15 protein-coding genes are annotated in these 15,669 nt (G+C 60.6%); 8 read left to right on the top strand and 7 right to left on the bottom strand.

The window, feature by feature from the left end; all coding sequences use genetic code 11:
* Nucleotides 1–91: 91 nt before the first annotated feature.
* Both ACIOZM_RS20375 and ACIOZM_RS20370 read right to left on the bottom strand, forming a co-directional pair.
* Complete coding sequence (locus tag ACIOZM_RS20375; protein WP_401216614.1) at nt 92–2,542, bottom strand: penicillin acylase family protein; 2,451 nt, start codon at nt 2,540–2,542, stop codon at nt 92–94.
* 193 nt (nt 2,543–2,735) lie between these two features.
* A complete protein-coding gene (locus ACIOZM_RS20370; protein WP_401216644.1) occupies nt 2,736–3,380 on the bottom strand; it encodes a glutathione binding-like protein in 645 nt (214 codons plus the stop codon).
* Nucleotides 3,381–3,523: 143 nt separating this feature from the next.
* On the opposite strand from ACIOZM_RS20370, the gene ACIOZM_RS20365 reads away from it, so the two are divergent.
* Entirely contained in the window at nt 3,524–4,081 is a 558-nt protein-coding gene (locus tag ACIOZM_RS20365; protein WP_401216642.1) for a cysteine hydrolase family protein, read from the top strand.
* Between the two features lie 183 nt (nt 4,082–4,264).
* Here the strand turns inward: ACIOZM_RS20365 and ACIOZM_RS20360 are convergent, their stop codons facing one another.
* The 4 genes from ACIOZM_RS20360 to ACIOZM_RS20345 are packed head-to-tail and all read right to left on the bottom strand — an operon-like array spanning nt 4,265 to nt 5,992.
* Nucleotides 4,265–4,477 (bottom strand): SEC-C metal-binding domain-containing protein, encoded by a 213-nt coding sequence (locus ACIOZM_RS20360; RefSeq protein WP_401216612.1) that lies wholly within the window; start codon nt 4,475–4,477, stop codon nt 4,265–4,267.
* Nucleotides 4,474–4,968 carry an LEA type 2 family protein gene (locus ACIOZM_RS20355; protein ID WP_401216611.1) on the bottom strand — a complete coding sequence of 165 codons (495 nt, stop codon included), beginning with the start codon at nt 4,966–4,968 and terminating at the stop codon, nt 4,474–4,476. The genes ACIOZM_RS20360 and ACIOZM_RS20355 overlap by 4 nt, the downstream gene beginning before the upstream one ends.
* A 45-nt stretch (nt 4,969–5,013) precedes the next feature.
* Nucleotides 5,014–5,490: a YchJ family protein gene (locus ACIOZM_RS20350; protein WP_401216609.1), complete on the bottom strand. Its 477-nt coding sequence runs from the start codon at nt 5,488–5,490 to the stop codon at nt 5,014–5,016.
* A 4-nt stretch (nt 5,491–5,494) separates the two neighbouring features.
* Nucleotides 5,495–5,992, bottom strand: a complete 498-nt coding sequence (locus ACIOZM_RS20345; RefSeq protein WP_401216607.1) for a DUF6231 family protein — start codon at nt 5,990–5,992, stop codon at nt 5,495–5,497.
* 199 nt (nt 5,993–6,191) lie between these two features.
* Between ACIOZM_RS20345 and ACIOZM_RS20340 the strand changes: the two genes are divergently transcribed.
* The 4 genes from ACIOZM_RS20340 (at nt 6,192) to ACIOZM_RS20325 (ending at nt 8,894) form a co-directional block, all read left to right on the top strand.
* Nucleotides 6,192–6,887, top strand: coding sequence for an OmpA family protein (locus ACIOZM_RS20340; RefSeq protein WP_401216605.1), 696 nt, complete (start codon nt 6,192–6,194; stop codon nt 6,885–6,887).
* 90 nt (nt 6,888–6,977) lie between these two features.
* Nucleotides 6,978–7,700, top strand: coding sequence for an OmpA family protein (locus ACIOZM_RS20335; protein ID WP_401216603.1), 723 nt, complete (start codon nt 6,978–6,980; stop codon nt 7,698–7,700).
* A gap of 161 nt (nt 7,701–7,861) precedes the next feature.
* Complete coding sequence (locus tag ACIOZM_RS20330) at nt 7,862–8,143, top strand: DUF1145 domain-containing protein (RefSeq protein WP_401216602.1); 282 nt, start codon at nt 7,862–7,864, stop codon at nt 8,141–8,143.
* Nucleotides 8,136–8,894 (top strand): collagen-like protein, encoded by a 759-nt coding sequence (locus ACIOZM_RS20325; RefSeq protein WP_401216600.1) that lies wholly within the window; start codon nt 8,136–8,138, stop codon nt 8,892–8,894. The genes ACIOZM_RS20330 and ACIOZM_RS20325 overlap by 8 nt, the downstream gene beginning before the upstream one ends.
* A 169-nt stretch (nt 8,895–9,063) precedes the next feature.
* Here ACIOZM_RS20325 and ACIOZM_RS20320 read toward each other — a convergent pair whose 3' ends face one another.
* Nucleotides 9,064–9,528, bottom strand: coding sequence for a CopD family protein (locus ACIOZM_RS20320; RefSeq protein WP_401216598.1), 465 nt, complete (start codon nt 9,526–9,528; stop codon nt 9,064–9,066).
* Nucleotides 9,529–9,626: 98 nt separating this feature from the next.
* On the opposite strand from ACIOZM_RS20320, the gene dinG reads away from it, so the two are divergent.
* The 3 genes from dinG to ACIOZM_RS20305 all read left to right on the top strand — a co-directional run bounded on the left by dinG (nt 9,627) and on the right by ACIOZM_RS20305 (nt 15,621).
* Nucleotides 9,627–11,771 carry an ATP-dependent DNA helicase DinG gene (gene dinG / locus ACIOZM_RS20315; protein ID WP_401216596.1) on the top strand — a complete coding sequence of 715 codons (2,145 nt, stop codon included), beginning with the start codon at nt 9,627–9,629 and terminating at the stop codon, nt 11,769–11,771.
* Between the two features lie 93 nt (nt 11,772–11,864).
* Complete coding sequence (locus tag ACIOZM_RS20310; protein WP_401216594.1) at nt 11,865–14,219, top strand: beta-galactosidase; 2,355 nt, start codon at nt 11,865–11,867, stop codon at nt 14,217–14,219.
* A gap of 256 nt (nt 14,220–14,475) precedes the next feature.
* Nucleotides 14,476–15,621 (top strand): serine hydrolase domain-containing protein, encoded by a 1,146-nt coding sequence (locus ACIOZM_RS20305; RefSeq protein ID WP_401216593.1) that lies wholly within the window; start codon nt 14,476–14,478, stop codon nt 15,619–15,621.
* Nucleotides 15,622–15,669: the final 48 nt, after the last annotated feature.

Raw genomic sequence — 15,669 nt, 5'->3', positions numbered from 1 at the left:
AGCCTGCTCGCGATGGCGGTGGGTCTGACACTTCAATGTTGAACGTCTTACCGCTATCGCGAGCAGGCTCACTCCTACAGGGGGGCGTGTGTTACTTGCCCGGGGTAAGGGTCAGGCGGGTTTTACCGTACACCCGATCAAAGTTCTGCGGCTGCATCGGCAAACCGATGTACTGCCCCTTCAGCCAGGCATCGATGCCATTCAGGTAATTCGGGCTGACCGGATTGCCCGACTGGCCAGTGCCGTTCTGCCCCATCAGTGGCTCGCTCTGGCCAAAGTCGACAATGAAACGCATCGACGGCGCACGCGTGGTGCTGAAGTCCTGACCCCAGGCAAACGCGGCGGTGTTGAGCGTGGTGTGGTCGCCGCCCGCTGCAACCGGGCCGCGAACGGTCTGGCCGCTGGCGTTTTTCCAGGTGTAGCTGTGCAGCTTGCCCCACTGCCAGGCGCGATGATCGCTGCCCAACTGGCTGTCACCGGCGCTGATCGCCGCCGCCAGGCTGCGGGCGAGGATGGTTGGCTTGTCTTCTTTTTGCGGCGTGCGGATGTCGTCCCAGAATGGACTGTCCTCACGGCCCAGCAGATGATCGGCTTGCGCCGAGTACGACAGATCACCATTGGCGATAAAGGCTTTCCACGCCGGACCGCTCTCAGGGCCCAGTTCGTCAAGGAAGATCTGCTTCATGCTTTCTTGCAGGAACAGCTCATAAATCGCTGCGTCAGCGGAGGTCGGGCTGAGCTTGCCGTCGAACGCCATCAAACGAGTAAACGCCTCGCGCGCTTTGCTGCGGTCTGCTTCCGGCAGCGCTTCAATGGCTTTTTTCAGCGGTTGTGCCATGCCCGGCGCTTCGAACATTTTCTTCAATTTGGCGGCGAACGTGGTGCTCTGGTCATACTGCATGGCGATCACGCTGCGGCTGTCGTGCTTGCCGCTGCCGGCCAGTTCAGCCAGACGCTCGCCACGCTCCGGCGCGGCCCACGAGTTCGACAATTGCATGCCGTAGCCGTGCGGGATCACGCGCTGATTTGCAGTGCCGAGCCAGCCTTGGGCCGGGTCTTGATCGTACGGGTGCAGCATCGGGTCGGCGTAACCGTCCCAGTCATAACGACCTTCCCAGCCCGGCGACGGCAGCAGCCCTTCGCCTTCACGGCGGTTAGGGAAACGTCCGGTGACCTGCCAGCCGATATTGCTGGCGTCGGCGAACACCAGATTCAGGGCGATGGCGCGGATTTCCCGGCTGGCGTCCGAAGCACGTTCGACGGTCTGGGCGCGGGTCAGATCAAAAAATGCGTCCAGCGATTTGTCGTCGGTGAAGCTCGGCGTCTGCAAGGCCAGACCGAAGCCGCTGCCTTGCGCCGCTGCCTGGGCGCTGTTGAGCAGCGCGCCATGACGGGTTTCGTACACCGCTTCGCGAATCGGCCGCTGGCCTTTGACGAAATAGGTTTCGTTGCGCACGGCCAGCGGTTGCCACTTGCCGTTGACTTCGTAGGTGAGACTGCTGCCCTGACGGCGGATTTTTTCCAGGAACAGATCCTGGTTGTCGCCGAGCACGCTGGTCATGCTCCATGCCACTTTGCCGTTGAACCCGCCCAGCACCATTGGCAGACCGGCGACGGTCACGCCAGCGGCCTGATATTTCGGCGCGCGGATCTGCACGAAAGTCCACAGCGACGGCGCGGCCAACGGGCCATGGCTATCGCTGGCCAGCAGGCTCTTGCCGCTGCGGCTGCGTTGCGGGGCGATTGCCCAGTTATTCGACGACGCGGCGCCGAGCAGATTCATCGCTGACAGTTGCTGGCTGGCGTTGCTCAGTTCGGTCAAACCGGGAATCTGCCCGTTGAGCTTGAGGCCTTGCAGTTTGTCGGCTTCGGCCTGTTGCAGGTTCTCGTCCGGGGCGGACGGGGTCAGCCAGGCGAGTTTGTCGGTAGTGACGCTTTGGGCGAGCACCAGCGAGGAGATTTCTTCCGGCAGGTTGGCCGACTGGCTGAAATTCAGCAGGGCGAAGATCAGCGCCGAATCTTCCGGTTTCCAGTATTCAGGCTTGTAACCGCTGGAGGCGAGGTCGCCCGGCAACTTGTCGGCATAGCGGAACAGGTAGGCGTTGACGCCCCGCGCATAGACTTCGAAGAAACGCTTGAGGCGTGGCGACGAGGCTTTATACAGCTCGCCGGCGCTTTTCTTCAGATTGACCGCACGCATGTAGCGGTCGGCGTCGAGCATCGACGGGCCGGACATTTCCGCCAGACGGCCCTGTGCGAGCAGGCGCAGGGTGACCATTTGGTTGATGCGGTCGCTGGCATGCACGTAGCCGAGGGAAAACAACGCATCGTGGAACGTGTTGCTCTCGATCAGCGGCATGCCCATGGCATTGCGGCGCACCGAAACGTTCTGCGCCAGGCCCTTGAGCGGCTGCACACCGGAGGTCGGCGGGAGGGTGTCCTGAGTGTTCCAGGTCTGACAACCGGTCAGGCTCAAAACACCGGCCACTGCTGTGGCAACGCCGAACCGGGGAAGAAAATGTGAAAGGGCTGGCGAGGCCATGGCAAAGCTCCTGCGGGGGGTAGCATCAGTAAAGGCGCTACGTTAGAGAGCAGGAGGGTGCCGCGCAAGCGGAGACGGGGGTTATTTCTTCATTTGATGGTCGAACGGAAAAGATCGCAGCGTGCCGCAGCTCCTACAGGGGAATGCATTCCAAGGTAGGAGCTGCGGCACGCTGCAATCTTTTGATCTTCAATCAGGATTTCGGCGGGTTGATCTTCTGCACCAGCGCGTACGCGTTCACGGTCGCCGGGCGATCCTTGATGTGGTTGAACCAGCGCTGCACGTTGGGGAAGTCCTCAAGATTCTGGCTCTGCCACTTGTGGGAAACGATCCACGGGTAGATTGCCATGTCAGCGATGCTGTATTCGCTGCCGGCGACGAACTCATGACTCGCCAATTGCTTGTCCAGAACGCCGTACAGACGCGCGGTCTCATCGATATAGCGCTTGATCGCATACGGAATCTTCTCCGGCGCGAACTGGCTGAAATGATGATTCTGCCCAGCCATCGGCCCCAGTCCGCCCATCTGCCAGAACAACCATTGCAGCGCCGTTTGCCGGCCGCGCAGATCCTTGGGCAGGAATTTCCCGGTCTTCTCGGCCAGATACAGCAGGATCGCCCCGGACTCGAACACTGACAACGGTTCGCCGCCATCGGCAGGCTCATGGTCGACGATGGCTGGAATGCGGTTGTTCGGGGAGATTTTCAGGAAGTGCGGCTGGAACTGCTCACCCTGACTGATGTTGATCGGGTTCACCTTGTAGGCGAGGCCGGCTTCTTCGAGGAACAGCGAGATTTTATGGCCGTTGGGGGTGGTCCAGTAATACAGGTCGATCATGGAAAGCTCCAAATCAGGGATGGCTTGCTCGCGGACAGCAAACGCCGGCATCAGGTCGTCCTGTGTGTTCGATAGCTTGCTTCACAGGATGAGGTGATGCTGAACTGCGGAAAATTCAATGACCCCGAGTGAGAAATATCGCCATGGAGCTGAAGGCCAATACCGCGCTGATCATCATCGACCAGCAAAAAGGCATCCTGCATCCACGTCTGGGGCGGCGCAATAATCCTGAGGCAGAAGCGCGCATCCTCGATCTGCTGGGGTTTTGGCGACGTAACGGACGCCCCGTGATTCATGTGCAGCATCTGTCGCGTTCGCCGGACTCAGTGTTCTGGCCGGAGCAGTCGGGGGTGGAGTTTCAGGAAAAGTTTTTGCCGCAGGACGGCGAATGGCTGATCCAGAAACAAGTGCCGGATGCGTTTTGTGCGACGGGGCTGGAGGCGCGATTGCGTGAGGCGGGGATCGAGCAGTTGCTGATCGTAGGCGTAGCAACCAACAACTCGGTGGAGTCCACGGCGCGCACGGCGGGCAATCTGGGGTTTGATGCCTGGGTGGCGGAGGATGCGTGTTTTACCTTCGACAAGGCGGATTATTTCGGCACGTTGCGCTCGGCGGAGGAGGTGCATGCGATGTCGTTGGGGAATCTGGATGGGGAGTATGCGACGGTGGTCAGTAGCCCCCATATTCTTGCTGCTGACTGAGAACCTTGTGGGAGCTGGCTTGCCAGCGATGGCTAAGTGTCAGGCGAAATCAATGTTGAAAGTGCTGGCCTCATCGCTGGCAAGCCAGCTCCCACAGGGACCGCGGTGTACAGCATCCAACTGTGGGAGCGAGCCTGCTCGCGAAGGCGATCTGTCAGGCGAAGTTAAACTTCGCCCGAAGCATCAAGCGCCGTGGCACTTCTTGAACTTCTTGCCGTTGCCGCATGGGCACGGGTCGTTGCGGCCAACGTCTTTCAGAGCGTTGCGCACTGGCTCTTGATGGGCGTGGCCGCAGTTCGGGCCGTGAACATGGCCATGGTCATGATCGTGATCGTGATGGTCGTGGTCATGATCGTGATTGCAGTCAGGGCCATGAACATGAGGTTGCTGAGTCATCGGTGTTGCTCCGGAATTAAATCGGCGGGGATTATCACGCCATTGCGCTCCAGGTGCACGTAGTGGGCGATGAATAAACCGGTTTCCATCTCGCCCTGCAACCGGTAGGGGATCTGCTGATTGGGACTTTTCAGCATTTTCACCACTTCTTTTACCTGCGGCCAAAGGTTGGTACGGATCGGCACTTTGTAAAAGGCGCTGCTTTTCGGGCCGACGGTGATCCAGCGTTCATGCTCGCCTTCAGCCAGTAACAGGTCAGCCAGATGGATGCGATATTCCAGCCCGCGCACGGTCAGTTCGCTGTCGTTGGGGTTGTCGATGCGAAAATGCAGGATGAATTTCTGTTCGAGCAGTTTGGCCCGCACCACCTCGACTTTCACCAGATGCACGGCGGGATCGTGGCTGTCATCGCTGAACCACGACGCACAGCCACCCAAGCCCAGAAACAGCAGCAGAGTGAAGGTTTTGATAACGCGCCACTGACCGAGCATGGTTGAACTCCCTTTGAGGCTCAGTCTAGCCGTTAAAAAATCGCTTCAACCGCCGAAATATCCCGCACAACACTTTTTGAACTTCTGCCCGCTGGTGCAAGGGCAGGCATCGTTGCGCCCCAGCTTCAACTGCACAGTCGGGTCAATGAAGTACCAACGCCCGGCGTTCTGCACAAACGAGGAACGCTCACGATGACTGTGTTCGCCCTGACTGTCATGCCAGCGCGCGGTGAAGGTGACGAAGGCATGCTCCGGCTGACCGCCGAACACTTCCGAGCTTTCCACCTCAAGGCCAAGCCAGGTGCTCTGCGCACTCCAGTCGCTGATCGACTGGCGATTCAGTCCCGTTTGCTGGGCGGGCAGGGTGGTCGCCACCAGATAGTCGATCAGGCCCAGCACGTAGGCGCTGTAGCGCGAACGCATCAAGGCCTCGGCGCAGGGGGCTGGCAGGCCTTCGTGATAATGACCGCAGCAGGCATCCAGCAGATTGCCGCTGCCGCAAGGGCAAATGGCTGTACTCATTGCATTACCACCAGTATTTCCCGAAGTTTTCCGGATTGGCCCAGAACCGTGAGTTGAGCCAGTCGGGGACTTGTTTGTAGTCAAGCAGATCATAGGTGAACAGGGTCAACACTTGATCGTCGCGCTGGAATCGCTCGCTGGCTTGCAGCGCCAGCGAAAAGAAATCGGTTTCCTGCCAGCCGCAGGCCGACAAGTCCGCCAGCACGGCGATGCGGCTGGCGTTGAGGTTGCGAATCCCGCCGAGAAGATTCAGGCCATCACGTTTCGGCAAATGCTCCAGGCAATCGACCACCAGCGCCAGATCGAAACGTTGTGCCGCCAGCTCGGCGGGCAAGGCGCCGGGTGCGGTGTGGGCAACGAAAGTGTCCGGGTGCGCTTCCTTGAAAGCGCTCAATGCCGGAAATTCGCTGGCGCCGATCAACAGCAGGCGTGCCGGCGCATAGCGATCCAGCAAAACGGCCAATGCCTGTTGCGGCGTACGGGAAGAAATGGCGACGTTCATCGAAGCTCCTCAATCAGACCGCCAAGACTAGCCTGCCTGACCGCAGCGGCAAAGAGCCCTGTCTCGCAGGTTTGCGGCAAATGCGCCGAAGTCCTGTGAACACGCGCTCAAACAGCGGTGGCCTATTGCTGGCGGAGATTAAAACTCCGGTCTTTACTCCCTGAATCGGTTCTAAGCCGATCCCTCAGGAGAAAACCAGATGAGCATAGTTCGGACAGCATTACCTTTGATTCTGCTAACCAGTGTGTTGACTGGTTGCGCAGGTTTACAGAAAACCGACTGGCCGACGTGTGCGGCGGTCGGTGGCGTCGTCGGCGCAGGTATCGGCGCGACTGAGAGTTCGGCGTGGGCCGGTTACGGCGCCTTGCTGGTCGGTGGTACGGCAGCGGCTTATTGCTGGGTGCATGGCGATGGCGACGAAGATGGCGATGGCGTGCCGGACAGTCGCGACAAGTGCCCGCACACACCTAAAGGCGTGCAGGTCGATGCTGACGGCTGCCCTCCACCAGTCCCGGCGGCAGTGGTTGAAGAAGCGGTAGTGGTCAAGGAAGAAACCATCGTCATTCGTGATGTGCACTTCCAGTTCGACAAAGCCACGCTGACCGGTCCTGACAAACAGGTTCTCGACAAAGTCGCCACTCGCCTGAAACAGGAGTCCTCTACTGCGCAACTGACCGTGACCGGTCATACCGATAGCGTCGGCAGCGATGCCTACAACAAAAAACTCTCGGATCGTCGTGCGCACTCGGTGGTGGAATACCTGATCCAGCAGGGTGTGCCGCGCGCAAGCTTCGTTTCGGTGCATGGTATGGGTGAAAGCCAGCCAGTGGCCGACAACAAAACTGCAGACGGTCGTGCACAGAACCGTCGTACCGAAATCAAAATCCAACGCTAGCCCCCCTCGCATCCGCGCCTTGTGCAGTCGCGGATGCGGGTCTTTACTCCTGTGTAACCGGTATGGGCCGGTGACACAGGAGCTTTCACAATGACTGTTTTCTCAAGGTCCGTCTTGCCGGTTCTGCTGCTGGGCAGCTTATTGACCGGTTGCGCCACCCACAGCGATGGCACTGCACCCCTCAATCAACGTACGTGGCCGATCTGCAGCCTTATTGGCGGCCTGGTCGGCGGCGGTCTTGGCGCGATTGAAAGTGGCGGCTGGGCCGGAGGCGGCGCAGCGCTGGGGATACTGACTGGCGGCCTGATCTGCTACGCCCAGGATGGCGATGAAGACGGCGATGGCGTGTTCGACCGCCGCGACCGTTGCCCGGACACCCCGGCCAATACCCCGGTCGATCACCGTGGCTGCCCGTTGCCGCAGTATCCGGTGACCGAGAAACCTGCCGAACCGGCCCCGCAATCTGAAGTCATCACCCTCAGCGACGCCGGTAATGTGCTGTTCGATTTCGACAAATCCGACCTGACGCCTGCGGCCAAAGCGCAGCTGGATACGTTGATGGACAAACTGCGCAATGCCGATGTGGTCAGCATCAAAGTTGTCGGTCACACCGACAGCAAGGGTTCGGATGCCTATAACCAGGCATTGTCCGAACGCCGCGCCAGTAGCGTCGCCGCGTACTTGCTGAGTCAGGGCCTGGCACCGAACAAACTCACCAGCGAAGGGCGTGGCGAGAGCGAACCGGTAGCCGACAACACGACCGAAGACGGACGGGCGAAAAACCGTCGGGTGGAGTTGCATATCAATCGCTAAGACGTGTCTGTAGTCCGCGGACTAGAGCTGTCGGGTGGTGAACGTCGGGAAACCGGCAGCCATCCGGCGGCTTATTGGTTTTTTTCTTTTGCCCCTCTGGCTTATCCCCCCGGGAAGCCGTTAATGTGCGCCCAAAGAATAATTCAGATACGGGGGAGCGTATGAAGATGTTTTGGGGGCTGGGGCGCTTGCTGACCCTGCTGTTTTGCTGCGTGGTGCTGGCCAATCAGTTGATGCCGTTCGTGCATCCGTTGCACCTGCTGGTCAATCTGGCCGGCGGTCTGTTGTTGCTGATTCATGTGCTGGAGATGTTTCTGTGCAATCGCAGCCTTCAAGGTCGCCCGCATCCCTGGCGTGACCGTGCGCGCATCCTGCTGTTCGGCGTATTCCACCTGCAAACCATCCCGGCCCCGGCCGCTCCGGAGGCTTCTTCCCATGCGTAAACTTTGTCTTCTTGCTGCATTCATCAGCCCGCTGGCCTGCGCCCAGGTGGTGAGTGTCGAAAGCAATTCCCTGATGCGTTTGCCGAACACCGCCAGCACTTTGCAGCTGGAGAAACTGGAAGTTGCCGATTACGGCACCCTGCTGATTCCGGCGAACGTCACCGAGCTGAGCGTGGGTGAACTGCGCCTCGGCCATGAAGCACGTATTGCCATCGTGCCGGGCGAACAGGCGCTGGATATGAAAGTCATTCGCGCCGAACTGAGCGAAGGCAGCCAGATCACCGCACGTGGGGCGCCGGGGACTTATCAGAAAGCAGCGCGCTCGGGACGTAATCTGAATCTGCAATTCAAGGCTTTGAATGCACCGCAACTGCTGGTCGATGCCCGTGGCGGCACCGGTGCGCCGGGGTTCATCGGTCTTGATGGCGGCAACGGTGAAGCGCCGGGCTGCACCTACGGTCAGGCCGGTCACGGCGCTGACGGCAGCAATGGCAGCGACGGCCAGCCGGGAGCTTCGGGCGCACTGGTGCGTCTGGAAGTGCCACGGGCGTTTCCCGCTGAGCTGATCAAGGTCAACGTGGCCGGTGGCGCCGGTGGCGCACCGGGCGTGGGCGGCAAGGCGGGGGCGGGCGGCAAGTCCAAGGGATGTCTGGTGTATCAGGCCGACGGTGGCAAGAATGGCAAGGCCGGGGCTGATGGCCAGCCGGGGCCAGTAGGGTCGCCGGGTTCGGTGACAGTGCAGCGCCTTTGAAAACCTACCGATATTTAAGTGGATGAAATCCTGTGGTGAGGGGATTTATCCCCGCTGGACTGCGCAGCAGGCCCTCTTTTTAGTTAAAAGGATGGGGCCGCTTCGCGACCCAACGGGGATAAATCCCCTCGCCACATCGGTGCTCACTTTCGCAAATGTGTAGCGCTGATCAGAAAATCGGCCGGGCCGCCGCAATCGCCACCAGTACCAACCCGACAATCAGATTAATCCCCACCACTCGCCGAATTTTCCCCAACACTGCCGCACCCGTCGGCCAGTCCTTCGCCTCTACCGCCTTACGCAGTTCCGGCAGCATCAAACCCTGAATCCGGATAAACAGCGCGGTCATCACCACGTACAAACCCATCATCACCTGCACATACTTCGGCGCGGTCTCGAACCCGACCTGCTGCAAATGCAGCATGCCGACGCCGCTGATCGGCAGCAGGATCACCGCGACCCATACCCAGCGGAAAAAACCTTGAAACACTTCCACCCACAGCGTCAGTCGGCCGGGGCCGTCCAGGGCCTTCATCGCCGCAGGGCGCAGGACCATCCAGGCGAAAAACATGCCGCCGACCCACACCAGGGCGGCCAGTACATGCAGGGGATAAACGAGGCTAAAAGGTGTCATTGGGGTACTCCGTTCTGCGCGGGACTAATTAGCGGGGTATGATAGCCGCCGAACCGAACCACTGAAAATTTATCCAGCGTTTTTGCGCCCGACACTCAATGATCAGCACTGAACTCAAAACCACGATCCAGGGCGCCTATTCGCGTTTTCTTGAAGCCAAGAGCCTCAAACCGCGTTACGGCCAGCGCCTGATGATCGCCGAAATCGCCAAAGTCCTCGGGGATATCGATACCGACGACGAAGGCCGGCGCAGTGGCGACCCCGCGATTGTCGCGGTGGAAGCCGGCACCGGTACTGGTAAAACCGTGGCCTACAGCATGGCGGCGATTCCTACGGCGAAGGCTGCCGGCAAACGTCTGGTGATTGCCACCGCGACCGTGGCCCTGCAAGAGCAGATCGTCTACAAGGATTTGCCCGACCTGATGCGCAACAGCGGGCTGAGCTTCACCTTCGCCCTGGCCAAGGGCCGTGGCCGCTACATGTGCCTGTCCAAGCTCGACATGCTGTTGCAGGAAGGTCACGCGCAAACCGCCACGGCTCAACTGTTCGAAGAAGAAGGCTTCAAGATCGAGGTCGATGAGGCCAGTCAGAAGCTGTTCACCAGCATGATCGAGAAGCTCGCCGGCAATAAGTGGGACGGCGACCGCGACAGTTGGCCGAATGCTCTGGAAGACGCCGACTGGGCGCGCCTGACCACCGATCACAGCCAATGCACCAACCGTCATTGCCCGAACTTCGGCCAGTGCGCTTTCTATAAGGCGCGCGAAGGCATGGGCAAGGTTGACGTGATCGTCACCAACCACGACATGGTGCTGGCGGATCTGGCCCTCGGTGGCGGCGCGGTGTTGCCCGATCCGCGTGACACGATTTATGTGTTCGACGAAGGCCACCACCTGCCGGACAAGGCCATCGGCCACTTTGCGCACTACACGCGCCTGCGCTCCACCGCCGACTGGCTGGAAGCCACCGCCAAGAACCTGACCAAACTGCTGGCCCAGCATCCGTTGCCGGGCGACCTCGGCAAGTTGATCGAGCAGGTTCCCGAGCTGGCGCGTGAGATCAAGACTCAGCAACAGTTCATGTTCAGCGCCTGCGAGCAGGTTGCCGACTTCAAACCCGGCGAAGACGTCGAAGGCCGCGAGCGGCCACGTCATCGGTTCGTCGGCGGGGTGATTCCCGAGCACATGCGCGAAATGGGCATCGAGCTGAAAAAAGGCTTCTCGCGTCTGACTGATCTGTTCACCCGCCTGACCGATCTGCTGAAAGAAGGCATGGACGGTGAGGTCAACATCGGCATCGCCAGCAATCAGGCGGAAGAGTGGTATCCGCTGTTCGGCACCTTGCTGTCGCGTGCGACCGGCAACTGGGAGTTGTGGACGGCATTCACCGTCGAAGACCCGGAAGACAACCCGCCGATGGCGCGTTGGCTGACCCTCGCCGAGAGCGGCTCGCTGTTCGACATCGAGGTCAACGCCAGCCCGATCCTTGCGGCTGAAATGCTCCGGCGAAACCTGTGGAACGTGGCTTACGGTTGCCTGGTGACTTCGGCAACTTTGACCGCACTCGGTACTTTCGACCGCTTCCGCATGCGCGCCGGTCTGCCGAAAAAAGCTGTCACTGCGGTAGTGCCGAGCCCGTTCCATCACGCCGACGCTGGCGTGTTGCGGGTGCCGAACCTGAATGCCGACCCGCGTGACGCCGCTGCCCATACTGCCGCGATCATTCGTGATCTGCCGGAGCTGGTCGAAGGCTCGCGGGGCACGCTGGTGCTGTTCTCTTCGCGCAAACAGATGCAGGACGTGTTTGACGGTCTCGACCGCGACTGGCGCAAGCAAGTGTTCATTCAAGGCAACCTGTCGAAACAGGAAACCCTGAACAAGCACAAAGCGCGGGTCGATGGCGGTGACTCCAGCGTGCTGTTCGGGCTTGCCAGTTTCGCGGAAGGTGTAGACCTGCCCGGCGCGTACTGCGAGCACGTGGTCATCGCCAAGATTCCATTCTCGGTGCCGGACGATCCGGTCGAAGCCGCGTTGTCCGAGTGGATCGAAGCCCGGGGCGGTAATCCGTTCATGGAAATCTCCGTGCCCGACGCCTCGCTCAAGCTGGTTCAGGCCTGCGGCCGACTGCTGCGAACCGAAGAAGATCGCGGCACCATCACCTTGCTCGACCGCCGACTGGTCACCCAACGCTATGGCAAGGCGATCCTCAATGCGTTGCCGCCATTCCGTCGTGAAATATCCTGAGACAACGGTGGGCTGTTTTGCCCACCTTGCTGTCTATCTCTCTGCCATCGCTTTTCCATTGGCCTTTTGGTCGTTAGGGAGAACTCCGTTCTTATGATCCGCCGCTCGTTGCCTGCCGTTTTTGCCTTGATCTTTGCTGTCCCGTTGCTGGCCGCGCCTGCCGGTCAGCAGACCCTGTTCAACTTTGTGCGTCCGGCCGACGTAGTCAAAGTCGCGACCGAAAACGCCGACCTGCCGCAAGCCAACGCCGAACAAACCGCCGAAGGCGAAGTGCTGCGCCGGGTGACGTTCAACCCGGTGGCCCGTCCGACCTTGCGCCTGACACCGCAGACCGGCGCCTGGGACTGGTCGCAGTCCGGCGCCATGAGCCTGCGCATTCAAAGTGCGATGAACTGGGCGGTAACGGTTTACGTGCAGATCCAGAGCAACGACGGCAAGACCTTGGTCAGCCGCGTCGATCTGCCAGCCGGCCCGGCGCAAACGCTGTTGGTGCCGCTGGTGGCCAGTTCGCCGTTGAGCCTGGGCATGAAGGCCGGGCCGCCGATGCCGATGACCGTCGACGGTCAGCGGATTTTGCTGGCCAGCAGCAGCGGTGAGATCGATCGCAGCCAGGTGGTGTCGGTCAGTCTGTCGATGGATCAACCAAAAGTCGCCCAGAGCCTGCTGCTTGAGCGCTTTGGCGTGCAGGACAGCGAGTCGGTGACCCAGGCCGTTTACGGCAATCTGGTCGACGCCTATGGGCAATCGACCCGGGCCAAGTGGCCGGAAAAAGTCACCAGCGACGAGCAACTGAAATCCGCCGCCACCAAGGAACAGCAACAGCTGAAAACCTGGCTGGCCGAGCGCGAAAAGTCTTCGCTGGACAAATTCGGCGGCTGGAACAAAGGCCCGGCGTTCAAGGCCAGCGGCTTCTTCCGCACCGAAAAACGTGACGGACGCTGGTATCTGGTAACGCCTGAAGGGCATCCGTTCTATTCGCTTGGCGTCAACACCGTCAGCCCGGATGTCGATCAGACCTACGTGGCCGGTCGCGAGTGGATGTTTGAATCCCTGCCCAAAGCCGATGAGCCACTCGCCAGGCATTTTGGCGAAGGTGATAACCGTGGCGGCAACGGCAGTGATCAGGGCCGAGGCTACGGCACCGGGCGCTGGTACGATTTTTACGGTGCCAACCTGCAACGGCTGAACGGTGAACCTTGCGCGAAGGAAGCGAAAAGCGAACAGGCGGCTGAGCCAGCCGCACCTTGCAACGCCGCATTCGATGAGCAGAAGTGGGCCACGCATACCCTTGATCGCCTGCAAGCATGGGGCTTCAACACGGTTGGCAACTGGAGCGCGCCGCAACTGAGCGACGCCGAACGCGTGCCGTACACCTTGCCGCTGTCGATTGTCGGCGATTACACCAGCATCAGCACCGGTAGCGACTGGTGGGGCGGCATGCCCGATCCGTTCGATCCGCGCTTCGCCATGGCCACCGAACGCGCGGTTGCCATCGCTGCCCGCGATCACCGCGACGACCCGTGGCTGATCGGTTATTTCGCCGACAACGAACTGGCCTGGGCCGGTCCCGGTGATGACGCGAAATCCCGTTATGCGCTGGCTTACGGCACGCTGAAAATGACCACCGACGTGCCGGCCAAACGCGCGTTCCTCAAGCAGTTGCGCGACAAGTACCGCAATCAGGCGGGGCTGTCGAAGGCGTGGGGCATCGATCTGCCGGCGTGGGAATTGATGGAAGATCCCGGTTTTGAGCCGCCGCTGCCGAATCCGGAACACCCGGAAATCGAGGCCGACTTCAAATACTTCCAGAAGGTTTTCGCCGACACCTACTTCAAGACCATTTCCGATTCCCTGAAATGGCACGCGCCGAACCAGTTGCTGCTCGGCGGCCGTTTCGCCATCAGCACCCCGGAAGCCGTGGCCTCCTGTGCGCAGTATTGCGACGTGCTGAGCTTCAACATGTACACGCTCAAGCCGCAGGACGGTTATGACTTCGCCGCGTTGCGTGCCCTCGACAAACCGGTACTGATTACCGAGTTCAACTTTGGCTCTGCCGACCGTGGCCCGTTCTGGGGCGGTGTGACGCAATTGGCCAAAGAAGAAGATCGCGCTCCGGCTTATGCGAACTTCCTCAAACAGGCGTTGAGCGAGCCGTCGATTGTCGGCGTGCACTGGTTCCAGTATCTGGATCAACCGGTGACCGGGCGTTTGCTGGATGGCGAGAATGGTCATTTCGGCCTGGTCGGCATTACCGATCTGCCGTATCAGGGCTTTGTCGAAGCCGTGCGCACGAGCAACCTGCAAGCCGTCGATCAGCTCGGCAAAGAAGCCGAAAAAGCGGCGGACAAGGCCGACCATGAGTCACAAGGCGGGCGCAAGGGCGAGGCCGGCAAAGGCCCGGGGCAGGGCGCAGGCCATGCGGGCGGGCATTCCGGTAACGGACACTGATCAACATTGTGGCGAGGGGGCTTGCCCCCGTTGGGCTGCGTAGCGGCCCTTGGCGTTCTCCCCATCCCGTCAGGTGCTCAGTTTTTGCGACTGCTGCGCAGCCGAACGGGGGCAAGCCCCCTCGCCACAGTTAGCCGGTATCGTCTGAATAAATCTGAAGGGCGGGCGACCACCCGGCCCAAGGCTGTTCCCAAATCCCTCAAGGGCTGGAACAATGCCGACCACTTTGTAGAGCGTTTTCGCGGGGGAGTTGCGGGTGCAGATTCAGGGACATTACGAGCTTCAATTCGAGCCGGTGCGCGAAGCCTTCGCGGCACTGTTCGACGATTCCCAGGAACGCGGCGCAGCGTTGTGCATTCAGGTCGGCGGCGAAACGGTCCTCGATCTCTGGTCCGGCACTGCCGACAAGGACGGCAGCGAAGCCTGGCACAGCGACACCATCGCCAACCTGTTCTCCTGCACCAAAACCTTCACGGCGGTCACTGCGCTGCAACTGGTGGCCGAAGGCAAGCTGCAACTGGATGTTCCGGTTGCCCGCTACTGGCCGGAATTCGCCGCTGCCGGCAAAGAATCGGTAACCCTGCGCCAACTGCTCTGCCATCAGGCAGGTCTGCCGGCCCTGCGCGAATTGCTTGCCCCTGAAGCTCTTTATCAATGGCAAACCATGGTCGATGCCCTCGCGGCGGAAGCCCCGTGGTGGACGCCGGGCACTGGTCACGGTTATGCCGCGATCACTTACGGCTGGCTGGTTGGCGAGTTGTTGCGCCGCGCTGACGGTCGCGGGCCGGGCGAATCCATCGTTGCGCGTATCGCCAAGCCATTGGGGCTGGACTTCCACGTCGGCCTCGCTGACGAAGAATTCCACCGCGTGGCGCACATCGCCCGAGGCAAGGGAAATGTCGGTGATGCCGCCGCTCAACGTCTGTTGCAGGTGACCATGCGCGAGCCTACAGCGATGACCACCCGCGCCTTCACCAATCCGCCGTCGGTACTCACCAGCACCAACAAGCCGGAGTGGCGGCGCATGCAGCAGCCAGCGGCCAATGGTCACGGCAATGCGCGCAGTCTGGCCGGTTTTTATGCCGGGTTGCTCGATGGCAGCCTGCTCGAAGGCGAAATGCTCAACGAACTCACCCGCGAACACAGCCTGGGCGAAGACAAAACCCTGCTGACCCGCACCCGTTTCGGTCTTGGTTGCATGCTCGATCAACCCGATGTGCCAAACGCCACCTACGGCTTGGGCCCGCGGGCGTTCGGCCATCCGGGGGCGGGCGGTTCCATCGGTTTTGCTGACCCGGAACATGATGTTGCGTTCGGTTTTGTGACAAATACCCTTGGGCCGTACGTCTTGATGGACCCGCGTGCGCAGAACCTGGCGCGGGTGCTTGCCACTTGTCTGTAAAACACTGAGCGAGGTTGCGGATTCGGAACCTCGTTTGCTTTTTTGATT

This window comes from Pseudomonas sp. NPDC087346 (assembly GCF_044744235.1).
GTDB lineage: Bacteria > Pseudomonadota > Gammaproteobacteria > Pseudomonadales > Pseudomonadaceae > Aquipseudomonas.
The sequence above is the reverse complement of the archived record's forward strand: the minus strand, read 5'-3'. Positions and strand labels throughout refer to the sequence as shown.